Origin of the sequence: Streptomyces hyaluromycini, from assembly GCF_002217755.1 — a bacterium.
GTDB lineage: Bacteria > Actinomycetota > Actinomycetes > Streptomycetales > Streptomycetaceae > Streptomyces > Streptomyces hyaluromycini.
Window position 1 is genome coordinate 114529 of sequence record NZ_BCFL01000035.1, and the last position, 15096, is coordinate 129624.

The 15096-nt window shown below is 70.4% G+C and carries 16 protein-coding genes and 2 pseudogenes; 11 read left to right on the plus strand and 7 right to left on the minus strand.

The window, feature by feature from the left end; all coding sequences use genetic code 11:
- The first annotated feature begins 1 nt into the window (after position 1).
- Both SSP29_RS45905 and SSP29_RS45910 read left to right on the plus strand, forming a co-directional pair.
- Positions 2-565: a hypothetical protein gene (locus SSP29_RS45905; RefSeq protein WP_150136226.1), complete on the plus strand. Its 564-nt coding sequence runs from the start codon at positions 2-4 to the stop codon at positions 563-565.
- A gap of 52 nt (positions 566-617) precedes the next feature.
- Positions 618-1670, plus strand: coding sequence for an NAD-dependent epimerase/dehydratase family protein (locus tag SSP29_RS45910; protein ID WP_089106935.1), 1053 nt, complete (start codon positions 618-620; stop codon positions 1668-1670).
- 79 nt (positions 1671-1749) lie between these two features.
- Here the strand turns inward: SSP29_RS45910 and SSP29_RS45915 are convergent.
- A pseudogene (locus tag SSP29_RS45915) lies at positions 1750-2847 on the minus strand (sensor histidine kinase).
- On the minus strand, positions 2837-3565 hold the full coding sequence (locus tag SSP29_RS45920; RefSeq protein WP_089106972.1) for a response regulator transcription factor: 729 nt from the start codon (positions 3563-3565) through the stop codon (positions 2837-2839). The pseudogene SSP29_RS45915 and the gene SSP29_RS45920 overlap by 11 nt, the downstream one beginning before the upstream one ends.
- A gap of 142 nt (positions 3566-3707) precedes the next feature.
- On the opposite strand from SSP29_RS45920, the gene SSP29_RS45925 reads away from it, so the two are divergent.
- The 5 genes and pseudogenes from SSP29_RS45925 to SSP29_RS45945 form a co-directional block, all read left to right on the plus strand.
- Positions 3708-4433, plus strand: a complete 726-nt coding sequence (locus SSP29_RS45925; RefSeq protein WP_089106936.1) for a glycosyltransferase family 2 protein — start codon at positions 3708-3710, stop codon at positions 4431-4433.
- On the plus strand, positions 4430-5071 hold the full coding sequence (locus SSP29_RS45930) for a TIGR04282 family arsenosugar biosynthesis glycosyltransferase (protein WP_089106937.1): 642 nt from the start codon (positions 4430-4432) through the stop codon (positions 5069-5071). Before SSP29_RS45925 ends, SSP29_RS45930 begins: the two co-directional genes overlap by 4 nt.
- Entirely contained in the window at positions 5068-5937 is an 870-nt protein-coding gene (locus tag SSP29_RS45935) for a methyltransferase domain-containing protein (protein ID WP_089106938.1), read from the plus strand. Before SSP29_RS45930 ends, SSP29_RS45935 begins: the two co-directional genes overlap by 4 nt.
- Positions 5934-7415, plus strand: a complete 1482-nt coding sequence (locus tag SSP29_RS45940) for a glycosyltransferase 87 family protein (protein WP_089106939.1) — start codon at positions 5934-5936, stop codon at positions 7413-7415. The genes SSP29_RS45935 and SSP29_RS45940 overlap by 4 nt, the downstream gene beginning before the upstream one ends.
- A 202-nt stretch (positions 7416-7617) precedes the next feature.
- Positions 7618-8084, plus strand: a pseudogene (locus tag SSP29_RS45945) (transposase family protein); the annotation flags it as partial.
- A gap of 105 nt (positions 8085-8189) precedes the next feature.
- Here the strand turns inward: SSP29_RS45945 and SSP29_RS45950 are convergent.
- Positions 8190-9128 carry a sigma-70 family RNA polymerase sigma factor gene (locus SSP29_RS45950; RefSeq protein ID WP_089106940.1) on the minus strand — a complete coding sequence of 313 codons (939 nt, stop codon included), beginning with the start codon at positions 9126-9128 and terminating at the stop codon, positions 8190-8192.
- A gap of 10 nt (positions 9129-9138) precedes the next feature.
- Positions 9139-10338, minus strand: a complete 1200-nt coding sequence (locus SSP29_RS45955; protein ID WP_089106941.1) for an NAD(P)/FAD-dependent oxidoreductase — start codon at positions 10336-10338, stop codon at positions 9139-9141.
- A 70-nt stretch (positions 10339-10408) separates the two neighbouring features.
- On the opposite strand from SSP29_RS45955, the gene SSP29_RS45960 reads away from it, so the two are divergent.
- From SSP29_RS45960 to SSP29_RS45970, 3 genes are all read left to right on the plus strand, one after another.
- Entirely contained in the window at positions 10409-10912 is a 504-nt protein-coding gene (locus tag SSP29_RS45960; RefSeq protein ID WP_089106942.1) for a tRNA-specific adenosine deaminase, read from the plus strand.
- Positions 10913-10990: 78 nt separating this feature from the next.
- Positions 10991-11680: a M24 family metallopeptidase gene (locus SSP29_RS45965; protein WP_089106943.1), complete on the plus strand. Its 690-nt coding sequence runs from the start codon at positions 10991-10993 to the stop codon at positions 11678-11680.
- Positions 11681-11730: 50 nt separating this feature from the next.
- The gene (locus tag SSP29_RS45970) at positions 11731-12576 is read left to right on the plus strand and encodes an MOSC domain-containing protein (protein ID WP_089106944.1); all 846 of its coding nucleotides are present in this window, start codon (positions 11731-11733) and stop codon (positions 12574-12576) included.
- Positions 12577-12633: 57 nt separating this feature from the next.
- Here SSP29_RS45970 and SSP29_RS45975 read toward each other — a convergent pair whose 3' ends face one another.
- A complete protein-coding gene (locus SSP29_RS45975; RefSeq protein ID WP_089106945.1) occupies positions 12634-12987 on the minus strand; it encodes an ASCH domain-containing protein in 354 nt (117 codons plus the stop codon).
- A 423-nt stretch (positions 12988-13410) separates the two neighbouring features.
- A complete protein-coding gene (locus tag SSP29_RS45985) occupies positions 13411-13647 on the minus strand; it encodes a hypothetical protein (protein WP_089106947.1) in 237 nt (78 codons plus the stop codon).
- Between SSP29_RS45985 and SSP29_RS45990 the strand changes: the two genes are divergently transcribed.
- A complete protein-coding gene (locus SSP29_RS45990; RefSeq protein WP_089106948.1) occupies positions 13646-13900 on the plus strand; it encodes a transposase family protein in 255 nt (84 codons plus the stop codon). The two genes, SSP29_RS45985 and SSP29_RS45990, sit on opposite strands and share 2 nt — an antisense overlap.
- A 266-nt stretch (positions 13901-14166) precedes the next feature.
- Here the strand turns inward: SSP29_RS45990 and SSP29_RS45995 are convergent, their stop codons facing one another.
- The gene (locus SSP29_RS45995) at positions 14167-15051 is read right to left on the minus strand and encodes a hypothetical protein (RefSeq protein WP_145969043.1); all 885 of its coding nucleotides are present in this window, start codon (positions 15049-15051) and stop codon (positions 14167-14169) included.
- Positions 15052-15096: the final 45 nt, after the last annotated feature.

Genomic DNA, 15096 nt, shown 5'->3' on the forward strand with positions numbered 1-15096 from the left:
AATGGCGCCGCCCCTGCTTCTGGCTGTGGCGGGCCTGGTCCACCCGCGGCATCTCACGGCGTCGACGGCCGCTCATTGGGCGGCGCTGCATGTCGCCCTGCTGCCCGTCTTCCCTCTGTTGGCGCTCGGCCTGCTGGTGCCGCTGTGGGGCAGACCGGCGCGTGACCTCGACGGCGCACTCACCGTGGTGACCTGGGCCGGGTGTCTTGGTTACGCGGCCTACTACTCAGGGCTGGACGCGGTGGCCGGTATCTCTGCCGGGACGGTGGCGAGCCATGGGGTGCATGGGGCGGTGGGGTGGCTGTTCTCGACCGGTGACGAGTTGGGCCGGGCAGGGGTGTACGCGCTGACGCTCGCCGCTCTCGCCGCCGGCGCGGTACTGCTGTGGCGCCACGGCGTCCGGGTGCTGCCCGGTGCCGTGCTGGTGCTGGGGGCATGCTGGTCGTTCCTCGACAGCCACATCTTCTGGCCCCGCGGCGTGTTCACCATGCTCGCGTTCGCCGTGGGCTTCGGTCTGCTGACCGTCGCGGCGTCCGGCAGGTCCGGAAGGCTTACGAACTCCTGACGGATTCCCGTCCCGGCATCCGCACTCGCACAGCCAGGCTTAGCGTCGGGGCATGTTGATTCTGGTCACCGGAGGTGCGGGCTTCATCGGCTCGCACATCGTCAGCGCTTTCACCGGCGCCGGGCACGAGGTACGCGTGCTCGACGCGCTCCTGCCCGCCGCCCACCGTACGCCGCCGCCCGTCCCCGATGGTGTCGACTGGCGCCACGCGGATGTGCGCGACAGGGGAGCGGTGGTGGACGCTCTGCGGGGCGTGGACGCTGTCTGCCATCAGGCGGCGATGGTCGGGCTCGGCAAGGACTTCGCGGACGCGCCCGACTACGTCGGCAGCAATGACCTCGGCACGGCCGTACTGCTGGCAGGCATGGCTGCGGCCGGGGTACGCCGGCTGGTGCTGGCGAGTTCCATGGTGGTCTACGGCGAGGGCCGCTACGAGTGTGCTCAGCACGGCGTCGTACGGCCGGGGCCGCGACGGATCGCCGAGTTGGACGCGGGCCGTTTCGAACCACCGTGCCCACACTGCGGTGAGCCCCTGTCCGCCGGCCTGGTGGGGGAGGACGCGCCGACCGATCCGCGCAACGTCTACGCGGCTACCAAGCTCGCTCAGGAGCACCTGGCCGCGGCATGGGCGCGGGCGACCGGTGGACGGGTGGCGGCGCTTCGCTACCACAATGTGTACGGGCCGGGCATGCCGCGCGACACCCCCTACGCGGGAGTCGCCTCCCTGTTCCGGTCCGCGCTGGCGCGCGGCGAGGCACCTCGTGTGTTCGAGGACGGCGGTCAGCGCCGGGACTTCGTCCACGTCCGGGATGTCGCAGGGGCCAACCTCGCGGCCCTGGATGGGCTGCCCGCTCTGCCGGAGGGCGTCCTGCGGGCGTACAACGTCGGCAGCGGCGACCCGCACACGGTGGGGGAGATGGCCGCCGCCCTGGCCGCGGCACACGGCGGCGATGCACCCGTCGTCACCGGGGAGTACCGGCTCGGCGACGTCCGCCACATCACCGCCTCTTCGCACAGGCTGTGTGACGAGCTGGGCTGGAAACCGGTGGTGGGTTTCGCCGAGGGAATGACGGAGTTCGCGAAGGCCCCGCTGCGGGCGGGCTGAGCCCTCCCCGGTGACAACCCGGAAGGGCCGTCCCTGTACCTCCACAGCGATGGCCCTTCTCCGGACCGGAAACGGGGGTTCAGGCGGCTGTCGGCAGGCGGACCTCGAAGCGGCAGCCGCCGGGCACGTTGTGGACGGCGGCCCGGCCGCTGTGGGCCTCGACGATGCCCCGCACCATGGCCAGACCCAGGCCCGCACCGGCGGGCGGGGTGCGGGCGCCGGTGCCGCGCCAGCCTGTGTCGAAGACGCGTGGCAAGTCCTCGGACGGGATGCCGCCGCACCCGTTGGTCGCCGAGACGACGACGCTGTTGTCCTCCTGCCGGGCGGAGACCGAGACCGTTCCGTCGGTGGGCGTGCGGTGGATGGCGTTGACGAGGAGGTTGGCCAGGACACGGGACATCTCGCGGCCGTCGACCTCGATCGGCACCGGCTCGACTCCGTCGCCGATGATCCGTACGCCGTGTTCCTCGGCCAGGGCGTCGGCGCCCGCGATCGCGTCGCCGACGAGGTCGTAGACCGACATGCGGGCCGTGTTCAGGGCCAGCACGCCGGCCTGGATGCGGGAGAGTTCGAACAGGTCGCTGACCATTTCGCTGGGCCTTCCGACCTCTGTGCGGATCCGGGCGTGGTAGACGCTCGGATCGTCGACCATGCCGTCCTCCAGTGCCTCGGTCATCGCCTGCAGCCCAGCGAGCGGGGTGCGCAGGTCGTGGGAGATCCAGGCGACCAGCTCCCGTCGGGACTCCTCCAAGGACCGCTTGCGCTCGCTTGAGGCGGCCAGCTTCGCACTGGTGGCGTCCAACTCCCGGACGAGTTAGGACAGTTCAGCTGTGGGAGCGGTCCTGGCCGGGGTGATGCGGCCCTCGTCACCGAGAGCTCGGGTGGCCTCGGCGAGGGCCCGGCTGCCCTTGACGACGCTGCGGCCCAGGACGAGCGCCACCGCGAGGGAGACGACCGCCGTGATGGAGCACACCATGGTGACGGCCCACAGGTCGTGATCCGACAGCAGCGTCGCCCACGACACGAGCATCGCCGCCACGGCGACGGCGGCGACCACGGCCAGTGACAGCGCGACCGAGCGGTTGCGCAGCAGCCTCAGGGCGGCCACACCGAGCAGTCCGGCGACGCCCGCGCCGATCGCCGCGTACAGGGCGATCAGGAAGATGTCACGCAGCATCGTCCGCCCCGTTCGCCTCAGGTACATCGAAGCGGTAGCCGACGCCCCACACGGTGTTGATCAGCCGGGGGCGGGCCGGGTCGTCCTCGATCTTCTCGCGCAGCCGCCGTACATGGACGGTGACGGTGGACAGGTCGCCGAACTCCCAGCCCCACACGCGACGCATCAGTTCCTCCCGGCTGGTGGCCCGCCCGGAATTGCGCAGGAAGAACTCCAGCAGATCGAACTCCCTGATGGTCAGGGCAAGTTCCCGACCATCGCGGGTGGCCCGGCGAGCCGTGGGGTCCAGAGCGAGCGGTCCGGCCCGTAGTCCCGTCAGGCGCAGTGCGGACGGTGCGCTCTGCGCTGTCGCCAGCGCACCCGCACGGCGCAGCACCGACTCCACCCGCAGGACCAGCTCCCTCGGGCTGAAAGGCTTGGTGACGTAGTCGTCCGCTCCGACCTCCAGGCCGAGGATGCGGTCCTCCTCGTCACCCCGCGCCGTCAGCATGATCACGGGCAGCGGGCCGGTCTCGCGGATGCGGCGGCAGACCTCCAACCCGTCCATGCCGGGCAGCATCAGGTCCAGTACCACCAGTTCCGGTGGCTGTGCGCTGGCCCTGGCCACGGCGGACGGGCCGTCGGCGGCCACATCGACGTCGAAGCCTGCCCGGGTCAGGTATCCGGCGACGACCTCGGAGACGGTCGGGTCGTCGTCCACCACGAGTACGCGTTTCACGGTATCGAGTGTCACACCGCCCCTCGGTTGTCAGGGGGAGTGGTGGCGGACGTCAGAGATCCGTAAGTACTGCCGCCGACGTCAGAGATCTGTAAGGACACCAAGTCCCTTACGTCCCTTTTGCGTTCGTAGGGTGAGTGGGGTGATCGAGACTTCCCCCTCTTCTCCCGTCCGGGTCGATGTGGTGCTGCCCTGTCTGGACGAGGCCGAGGCCCTGCCGTGGGTGCTCGACCGGATCCCGCCCGGCTGGCGCGCCATCGTGGTCGACAACGGCTCCACCGACGGCTCGGCGGACATCGCCCGCGCACTCGGCGCCCACGTGGTGACCGAGCCGGTGCGCGGCTTCGGCGCCGCCTGCCACGCCGGATTGATGGCCGCCACCGCCGACGTCGTCTGCTTCTGCGACTGCGACGCCTCCCTCGACCCCGCCCTGCTGCCGGCTATGGCCGCACCCGTGCTGGGCGGCACCGCCGATCTGGTGCTGGGCCGGCGGCGCCCCACGTCCCCCAAGGCATGGCCTGTGCACGCCCGCCTGGCCAACCTGGAGCTGGCCCGGCTCATCCGCAGACGCACCGGGGTGCGCCTGCACGACCTCGGCCCGATGCGCGCCGTCCGCCGCGAGGCCCTGCTCGCCCTGGACCTGACCGACCGGCGCTCCGGCTACCCGCTGCAGATGGTGGTGCGCGGCGCCGACGCCGGCTGGCGGGTGCGCGAGACGGAGGTGCCCTACCACCCGCGCACCGGCCGCTCCAAGGTCACCGGCACCTGGCGAGGCACCTGGCAGGCGGTACATGACATGCGTGCCGTGCTCGCCGAGACGCCCGCCGCCACGCCCGCCGTCGTCGGCGTGCGGGGAGGCGGACGATGAACACCCGGCCTCCGGTGACCCTATTGGTGATCGCCAAGGAACCCGTGCCCGGCCGCGTCAAGACCCGGCTCACCCCGCCTTACACACCCCAGGAAGCAGCCACCCTGGCCGAGGCCGCCCTTACCGACACGCTCCACACCCTGCTGCGAGCCCCCGCGCGCCGTCGCGTCCTCGCTCTCGACGGTACCCCTGGCCCCTGGCTGCCACCCGGCTACGACGTCGTACCCCAGAGCCCCGGCGACCTGGACGAGCGGATCGCCGCCGCCTTCGCCCACTGTGACGGCCCGACGCTCCTGGTCGGGATGGACACCCCGCAACTGACCGCCGACATGATCGCAGACGTCGGCCGGGATGGCCGCGATGCGTGGTTCGGTCCGGCCGCGGACGGCGGCTTCTGGGCGCTGGGCCTCGCCGATCCCGCCCGGGCCGGTGCCCTGGTCCGCGGGGTGCCGATGTCGACGGACCGCACGGGCGCGATCCAGCGCAGCCGCCTGGCCGGGGCAGGGCTGGCTGTGACCGACCTGCCGGTACTGCGCGACGTGGACACCGCAGCCGACGCCGCAGCGGTCGCCGCCTGCTGCGCACGGGGCTCCCGCTTCGCCGCCGTACTCAACTCGCTGGCAGAGGTGGTCCGATGAGCGGGACGGCGGTCGGCGTCGACTTCGCCGTGGCCGAGCGGCCGGAACCGGCCATGGCGGAGCCCCGGGCGGAGAGCCCGACGGTCGTCATGGCCAGGAATCACATGTCGACGCTCCCCGCCCACCCCACCCTGCCCGTGGCACCGGGCACCCCGTGGATCAACGATCCCTATGCCCACGCTCTGCGCACCGGACGCGGCCCGCTGTTCCTGCGCCGCCTGTCACACCCCGATCGCCCCGACGGCTTCGGCGAGGAGCACGTGCTGCCGCTGGACGTGGAGCGCTGGTGTGCACCTCCCGACGCGGCGGACACGAGCGTGCTGCGCCGATGTACGGGCTCCGTCCTGGACGTGGGTTGCGGACCTGGACGCATGGTGGCCGCACTGGCCGCCAGCGGCGTACCGGCGTTGGGGGTGGACCTCAGCGGGGACGCCGTGAAGCGCACCCGGCGCAGTGGTGGCGCCGCCGTCCAGCGGTCGGCCTTCGACCGCCTCCCGGGCGAAGGCCGCTGGGGCACCGTGCTGCTCATGGACGGCAACATCGGCATCGGCGGCGATCCCGTCGCCCTGCTCCGCCGATTGGGCGAACTCATCGCCCCTGGCGGGCTCCTGCTGGCCGAGGCCGCCCCGCTGGACGTGGACGAGCGCCTCACCGTGCGCGTCGAGGACTCCCACGGCCACCACGGGCGTCCCTTCCCCTGGGCCAGGCTCGGCACCGCCGCGCTCCTGAACGCCGCAGACTCCGCCGGCTGGATCCTGACCGGCAGGTGGACGGCCGATGGGCGCCCGTTCGTGGAACTACGCCGCCGGCGCGCGAATCACCCCGGCGCGCAGTCCCCGATCATTGAAAGGCCCCACTACTCATGACCGACAGCGCCCCCACGCGTTGGCCGGCTCCCCGGCCCGCCGAGCCGTTGCCCGACCACCCAGCAGAGCCGGTGAACCGCCGCGCCGGTCGTACGTGTGTCACCCTGGTCGTGGCGGTGCTCGTCGCACTCAGCGCAGTTGTCATCGGCACCCTCCACGCCGGCGACAACCACAGCGACCCAGGCCGGCTGCTCGTGGGATACGCCATCGCCTGGGCACTGTTCGCCGCCGGGGTCTGGGCCGTACGCAAGGCCCCCGCGCGCGCCGCGACCTACCTGGTGCTCGCGGGCTCTGCCGCGGTCGCACTCTCCGGCCTGGCGGCACCGCCCCGCACCAGCGACGACATGTACCGCTATGCCTGGGACGGCCGCGTACAGGCGGCCGGTATCTCCCCCTACGCCCACCCACCGGCCGCTCCCCAACTCGCCCACCTGCGAGACGAGTGGCTCTTTCCCACTAGCGGAGCGTGCGACGGCTGGGGACTGAGGCGCACCGGCAGCGGCGCGTGCGTCCGCATCAACCGGCCCACCGTGCCGACGATCTACCCGCCTGTCGCGGAGGGATGGTTCTTCGCAGTCCACACCCTTTCGCCACCGGGTACTCGTCACAAGCCGCTCCAAGTGGGCGGCGCGGTACTGGCGTTCGGCACCACCGTCGCCCTGCTCACCGTCCTGCGACGACGCGGCGACCCGCAACAGGCCCCTGCCCGGGCCGCACTGTGGGGCTGGTGCCCGGCCGTCCCCTTCGAGGCCGTCAACAACGCCCACATCGACACCCTCGGCGTCCTGCTCACCGTGCTGGCACTCGGCACCGCCACCGCCGGGGCGCGTCGCGGCGCCCTGCTCGGCGCAGCCGTCGCGGTCAAACTGCTGCCCGTGCTGGCGCTGCCCGGCGCCCTGTCCGGACAGCGCGGCGCGCGACGCATCGGGAGCGTGACGGCGGCTGCCCTCGGCGCGGTCGCGCTCGCCTACCTGCCCTACGTCCTGGTCTCCGGCACCAGCGTCCTCGGCTATCTCCCCGGCTACCTGAACGAAGAGGGATACGAACCCGGCGACGTCCGCCGCTTCGCCTTGCTCCGGCTGATCCTGCCGGACTCCGCCGCCGAAATCACCGCTTTTGTCCTGCTCGCGCTGACGGCCCTGTTCGTATGGTGGCGCGGCGACCCGACACGCCCCTGGCGCGGTGCCCTCCTTCTGACCGGCACGGCCCTGCTGCTGTTCTCACCCGACTACCCCTGGTACTCCCTGCTCGTCATCGCCCTCGCAGCTCTGGACGGCCGCTGGGAGTGGCTCGCCGTCACCGTGGCCGGCACCGTCCTCTACCTCGCCGGGCGGCTGTTGCCCGGATTCCCTCTGCAGGCATGGGCCTACGGTGCTGCCGCTCTCACTGTCGCACTGGGTGCTTGCCTGAGAGGCATGAAGCCAACGCAGCCCCTGTTGATCGGCCGGGTCCGGCAGCAGCCTCCGCTCCGTCCTTGAGATCGTCGAACGCACCGCGACGACGGCACTGGATTCGTGGTGATGCCGCGCAGGCGGGTGGTGGTACGAGGCACCTGAAGGACACAACTCCGGCTACCTGCACGCAAGCGGCGTAGGGGTGACCAGGGGGCCTGAGCTGCATGGTGCTGGGATGGAGCCCATGCTGGGACCGTGCTGGGACGGCTCCCTCCAGATACACGATTCCGTCGTCGTACCCACGCTCCAGCGGGCCGCCAGCGCGGGTAGGACCAAGGCGTTCGTAATCTTGGATGGCACCCTGCTGTCCGTCGACCGGATCGCCGCCGACCGCCCCTACTACTCGGGCATCGAACACAAGAAGCACGGCATGAACTCGCAGGTCCTGGCCGAACCGTTCGGTCAGCTGCTGTGGGCCTCAGCTGCCCTGCCCGGCGCAGTTCACGACATCAAGGCCGCTCGCACCCACGGCATCATTGACGCCCTGACCCACGCGGGCATCCACCGCTGGGCCGACAAGGGCTACCGGGGCGTGGGAGGCACAGTCCGCGTTGCCTACCGCGGGCGGTGGGACAAGCTGTCGGCCGGCCAGCGGACCGGCAACGTCTCCCACGCCAAGATCCGCGCCGTCGGCTAGAGCAGGCCATGGCCACCCTCAAGCAGTGGCGCCTGCTGCGGAAGCTCCGCTGCAGCATTCGGGAGACCGACGTACTTCGGCCCCGTGCTGTTGTGGAGCGTGGGGCGGAAGGGGGTGCGGTCCTCGCTCCGGCTCAGGTCACTGGATTCCGGTGGCTCTGGTCACCATGCGTTGATGGCCGGCGTGTCGGGTTCGTGCTGCCGCCAGGCTTCGTTGAGGCGCGCGAGCCGGTCCGCGGCGGCGATGCCGTGCAGGGATGCGACCTTGCCGTCGCTGACTTCGAACGCCACGGCGCCCACGACCCGGTCGTCGGTCACGGCGAGGACGGCCGGGGAGCCGTTGACCAGCGCGATGTGGAACGCGGGGGAGCCACCGGCCAGCCGCCGCTTCGCCGGCGTGGGCTTGAAACCGGCCCGCACGTAGGAGGCGATGCGCTCGCGCGTCGTGTACCGCAGCAGCCGCCTGGCCAGTCCGTAGCCGTCCGAGACCGCGGTCGCGTCGGCGGTGAGCAGCGCCACCAGCCGTTCGGTGCGCCCCGACGTGGCGGCGGCGAGGAACTCCTCGACGATCCGGCGAGCGGACGCGGGGTCCACCTCGTCGCCGCCGCGGCGCTCGGCGGCGACCCGGATCCGGGCCCGGTGGACATGCTGCTGGCTCGCGGACTCGGTGATGTCGAGGATCCCGGCGATCTCGGCGTGGGAGTACGAAAAGACCTCGCGCAGGACGTAAGCGGCCCGCTCGACCGGCGAGAGCCGCTCCATGAGGGTCAGGACGGCGAGGGACACCGATTCGCGCTGCTCGAAGGTTTCGGCCGGATCCAGCATCGGGTCGCCCTCAAGCAGTGGCTCGGGCAGCCAGGCACCGGCCGCTCGCTCGTGGCGCGCCTGCGCCGAGCGGAGCCGGTCGAGGCAGAGATTGGTGACGACCTTGGTCAGCCACGCTTCCGGCACCTCGATGCGTTCGCGGTCTGCGGCCTGCCAGCGCAGGAACGTGTCCTGCACGGCGTCCTCGGCGTCGGCGGCCGAGCCGAGCAGACGGTACGCGAGCGAGGCCAGCCGGCCCCGGCTGGCCTCGAACCGATCGATGGCTGCGCTGTCCATGCGGAGCAGCCTATGCGGCGGCCCTTGCACCGGCCCGGTCAGGCGCGGTGGCCAGGCGGCGCTTGCGCTTGGGCATGCCGAAGGTCGGGTGGACGATGCTCCACCCGGCTCCCTTAAGCACGCCGGACTTGAGCCGCGCGGCGCTCCGGCCGCCCAGGTACCAGGACTTCGACTGGGCGTCCCTGTCCACCATCTGGAAGATCGCGTCCCGCCGCCCGAGGCTGATGTGGTTGCCGTGGTACTTGAGCCCGGTGGTCGGGACCTCGCTGCCCGTCAGGCGCGCGATGATCGCGGCGGTCGCCTGCATGTTGGTGTAGCCGGCCGAGGCGCAGGACATCGGCAGCGGCCGGCCGTTCTCGCCGATCGCATAGGCGCAGTCACCGGCGGCATAAACGTCCGGGTGCGAGACCGAGCGCATGGTGCGGTCGACGACGATCTGGCCGGTCTCGGCGACCTCCAGGCCGCTGGCGGCCGCGATGGGGTGCACGGCGAACCCGGCCGACCACACGGTCACGTGGGCCGGGATGGTCGTACCGTCGGCGGCGATCGCCCGTGTCGGCTCGACGGCTTCGATGCTGGTGTGCTCGTGGACGGTGATGCCGAGCCGGTCGAAGGCATGGCGCAGGTGACGGCGGGCCTTCGGTGAGAGCCAGGCGCCCAGCTGGCCGCGGGCGGCGAGCGCGACCGAGAGGTCGGGCCGGGACTCGGCGAACTCGGTGGCGGTCTCGATGCCGGTCAGCCCCTCACCGACGACCAGCACAGTGCCGCCCTCGCCCAGACCGACCAGGCGCTCGCGCAGACGCAGCGCCGAGGACCGGCCGGTCACATCGAAGGCGTACTCGGCCACGCCAGGGACGCCATGGTCGGCTACAGAGCTGCCGAGCGCGTACAGAAGCGTGTCGTACGCGAGTTCGCCGTCGCCGTTCTCGCCGTTCTCGCCGGTCACGGCGACGGTCCTGCGCTCGGGGTCGACCCCGGTGACGCGCGCCAGGCGCAGCCGCACCCCGGTGCCCGCGAATATGTCGGCGAGCTTGCGGAACGCGACATCCTGGCCGATCGCGAGCTGGTGGAGCCGCATCCGCTCGACGAAGTCGGGCACGGCGTTGACGACGGTGATCTCGGTGTCAGCGGGGGAGAGCCGGCGGGCCAGGCTTCCGGCCGCGAAGGCCCCGGCGTATCCGGCGCCGAGTACGACGATGCGGTGCTTCATGGCGTTGCTCCTGTCTCGTTCGCGTGCCCCTTGAACGAGACGGTGCCTCGATTGCTGACAGGAGCCGGGTGTGAGGTGGGTCACCGAACTTAGGCGAGCGGCTACCGGCGGCCCCTTCGCTGCCCTCGTCGTCGAAACCGAGACCGGCCGCATCCGGTCGGCGGGCGTCAACCTCGTCCTGGCCTCCGGGCTCTCCTCCACCCACGCCGAAGTCGTCGCCCTGTCCCTCGCCCAGATCGGCCACGGCACCTGGGACCTGGGCGCCTCCGGAGGCCCCGCGTTGGAACTCGTCGTCAACTGGCGGACCTGCGTCATGTGCTACGGCGCGGCCATGTGGTCCGGCGTACGCAGGCTGCTCATCGTCGGCCATGGCCCCGAGGTTGAGGACCTGACCGGCTTCGATGAAGGCCCCATGCGGGAGGACTGGATCGAGCAGTTCGACCAGCGCGGCATCGAGATCGTCACCGCCGTCCTGCGGGACGAAGCTGTCGACGTCCTGCGGGCTTACGGTGAACGCCCGGACGTTGTGGTCTACAACGCACGAGGACGCGGCTTGATCAACGCCCCCGCGTGATCTGGGCGGTGTCGGAGCCGCTCACGCAAAGTCCAATTTGATTCACTTTGATGTTCAGCGAAACGTACTTTCGCTGCCATGGCTCATGATGAACCCACCCGTGCGGCACGTCTGCTGGACGCCCAGGCCAAGGCCGAGCGGCTCTTCGGGGAGATCGAGGCACGCGGCCTGGTCGCGCCCGGCGAGGGTGAGCGGGCGGTCAGCGACCGCGTGCGCGACCTGGCGAACGAACTCTTCGGCGCCACCCGTCACTGGCACAAGCGGATCGTGCGCTCTGGCCCGAACACTTTGGCGCCGTACCGGGAGAACCCACCGGACCGCGTCATCACCGCGGACGACATCGTGTTCGCCGACTTCGGGCCGATCTTCGAGGCGTACGAGGCCGACTTCGGCCGGACCTTCGTCCTCGGCGACGACCCCGACAAGCACCGCCTCCGCGCCGACCTGCCGAGGATCTTCGCGGCTGGCAAGCGGTACTTCGCCGAGCACAGCGACATCACCGGGAAGCAGCTGTACGCCGAGGTGGAGCGGCTGGCCGCCGAGGCAGGCTGGGAACTGGGCGGCTGGCACGCCGGACACCTCGTCGGCGAGTTCCCGCACGAGTCGATCGACGGCGCCGACACGGAGTCGTACATCACCCCCGCCAACGACACCCCACTGCGCGGCACCGACAAGGCCGGACGCACCTGCCACTGGATCCTGGAGATCCATCTCGTCCACCGGGAGCGGGAGTTCGGCGGGTTCTACGAGGAACTGCTCACCCTCTGACATCGCACTGACGAGCCCGTCACCGGCCGGTCTCCACCGATACTTCAGCCATGGGGACTGTGGCAGCGTTGTACCGGTATCCGGTGAAGTCGATGCTGGGCGAGGCCGTGATCGCTGTGGCGGTCACGGAAGGCGGATTCTCGGGGGACAGGGTCTACGCCGTTCTCGACGAGACGGGCGCGGTGGGCAGTGCCAAGCACCCGCGCAAGTGGGGGGCGCTGTTGCGCTGCCGCAGCCGCCTGGACGAGTCCGGCGTGGCCCAGGTCGTATTGCCGGACGGCACAGCCCTGCCGGTGGAGGATCCCGAACTGGACGCGCGGTTGTCCAAGTTGCTGGGCCGGCCGGTGTTCCTCTCGGCCGCTGTACCGGAGCACGGCAGGTTGGAGCGTGCCGTGCCCGAGTACGAAGGCGGGGTACCGGACTCCGTGCGGGAGAAGGCGACCGTCGATGCCACCGGGGCGAGCATTACGACCGGCAGTGTCGCCACGGAGACCTTTTTCGACTTCGGTCGGGTCCATCTCGTCACCACGGTGTCCCTGGCCCGGATGCGCGGGGTGTATCCCGCCGGGGACTTCGACGCTCGCCGCTTCCGGCCGAACCTCGTCGTGGACACCGATGGTGGGCCCGGTTTCCCTGAGGATGCCTGGCTGGGGTCACGGCTGCGCGTGGGGGAGGCGCTGTTCAGGGTCTTGGTGCCCAGTCCCCGTTGTGTGGTCCCCATGCTCGGCCATGACGAATTGCCGGCGGATCCCGGCATCATGCGAGCGGTTGCCCGCGATCACCGTGTACCCGTGTTTGACCTGGGCCGGCTCTCGTGTCTCGGCGTGTGTCTGGACGTGCTGGAAGCGGGAACGGTCCGGGTGGGCGACGCGATCACGCTGGCCGCGGCCGCGTGACCCTCTGTCGGAGCACTCCCGGTCACGCCGGCGACTGCGTGCCCTCCACTCGCGGTGTCAGCTGAGGCGCCCGATCTGGATGGCCAGGGCGCCGAGCGCTTCCTTTTCCGGTGGGTAGATGGCCCGGATGTTGGAGAGTTGCTCGTCGCGGGTGGCGGTCGGGTTGATGTTGGAGGGGCCTTCGCCGTCGAGGAGGGCCTCGAAGTCGGGGTATTCGGTGACCCGCTCGACCCTGACCTCGCAGGTCTCGTCAGTGCCTTTGATACGGAAGCGGATGGTGTCGTCGGCGGCGAGGTCGGCGAGGTGGAGGTATTTGACCCGCACTTCGATGGTCTTGGTACCTGCGACGACCAGTTCGAAGTATTGGCGGTAGAGGTTGAGTTCCCGGTGGCGTGGGGTGGTGCTGTTCATGGGGCGGGGAGGCTCCTGGGTGTTGGTGCGGTGATCAGCCGGCCGATCTCGGCCGTGGAGTACGAACGGAAGAAGTGCCTGGGGTCGGACAGCAGTTTCTCCGTCATGGCCACCAGGTGTTCGGCGTATTCGGTGACGGAGCCGGGCCATTCCCGGGTGCCGGCGAGGGGTGGCGTGCGCGGGGCGCTTCCATCCCGTCTGCCGTCGAACCAGGCGGAGCCGAGCAGACGCGGTTCATGGCGTCCAGGTCGTTCGTACAGTGGTGCGCTCCACCTGGACGCGATGAACCACGCCCGCTCCACGGTGTGTGGGCCGACGGCAGACGGGATGGGAGCTGGGGAAGGTGGTGGGTTGAGGTGACCTGTGATGTGGCGAGGAGTTCTGTCGACAGGAGGTCCGCACCCTGATCGAGGCCCGTGCCGACTAGTCGCCGGGGGTGGTGACGCATGGATGGTGCACGCATCCGCCCGGCGGCAGGGCATGGATCACCCAGTGGATCCCGAACGCCACGGCCGCCGCGGTCGCCAGGAAGACCACGACATGGGCCGCTCTGGCCCACCAGGCGTCCCACAATCTGACAGTCACCGCCAGGAACCCGACGACCAGCACCGAGAGGACCACGGCGGCTATGACGAGACCTGCTATGAACAGCTGATACATGGTTGCGTCCAAGGAAGTCGTGTACGGATTCGACCGGTTCATCACCGGCCGACGGGCGACCCGTGGCCATCCGCTCACCGCCGCCCAGAAGGAAGCGAACCGGCTGGACAGCCGCGAGCGAGCGGCGAACGAGCACGGCTTCGCCGACCTGAAGAACTGGCGATTGCTCACCAAAGTCCGCATGAACGCGCGGCACGCGACCACGCTGCTGCGGGCTCTCCTCGTCCTGACGAACGCCGAGGCCCACCGCTGACAGACGATCACCCGCTACCGATCACGGCCACGACCAGCACAAGCATCCCAGCCTCAACCCACGCCAGCCCCGTGACCTACAACTTCAAGATGACGCAGGCTCACTGGAACCACGCCTCGATGCAGACGTGACAACGGATCAGGCGATGTACCGGCTGATACCCACGGTTGAGGCTGCCTGCACCGATCCACGCGGAGATGGAAACCCTTGCTCAATGCCACGCGGGCCGATCGTTCGGCGGTCGGACGGAGGGGCTTGTCCCTGCTCTACGCGTGCATCGCGGTGGTGAAGTACCACAGCAGGCAGGTGGCCATGGCGAGCGTGATCGGCACGCCGACGAAGAGGCGGATCAGCAGGATCAGGGTCCTGACCCACGGTTGTCCCGGTCCCATGGCGAAGTCGGGTCTGGCTGGGTCGTAGGAGATCGCTATGTTGTCGGGCGCCGAGCGCGCGCCGCTGCGACGGACTTCGTGAGTGGTGCCGGCGGTGTCGGTGAACTCGTAGACCACGATCCCGGGGGTGTTGTCGTCGTCCCCGGGCACGTAGTCCGCGTATGTGGCGATGGTTGTCACGCCGTACCGGTGCAGCAGCCACCAGGTCACCGTGGCGCGCCACGTGCTGCGGGCTACTGCACAGCCGAACACAACTCCCGCGAAGGTGGCGGCCCACAACTTGGCGAGGTGCCCGTCTCCCGCCTGCGCGGGGAGCAGCAGGCCGAGGGCGAAGAGAGAGGTGAGCGCGGAGCAGGCCCACCACTCGTCCGTGGACAGGAATGGTCTGAGGGGTGTTCTGGGCGTGGAGGGGCGTTCCTGCGCCTTCACCAGGGCCGCGCCGTCGATGCGTCTTTCGGCCTCGTCCCGTTGCGGGATGGCGGTGTTGACGGCGCGCGCGAAGGCTTCCACCTCTTCGATGCTGCGGGAGCTGATCGCGCAGACCGTTGCCGCCTGGGCTCCGGTGGCCGCCGAGTTCAGCAGGATCTCGGCAGTCGGGCGCTTGTTCCTGGCGACATGGACGGCCTCGATCGCGTCGAGGGGAATGACCAGCCGGATGCCTGCCCGGTCCAGCGCGACGGCCTCGCGTTTCAGGTGGGCTGTTCCGCCTCTGCCGTGCAACATCGTTCCGGCTGCGGGCTCCGCATCTCGGACAGTCATGACTGGGTCCCCACAATGGTCGACTGGCGTGGTCTACAAGGGAGT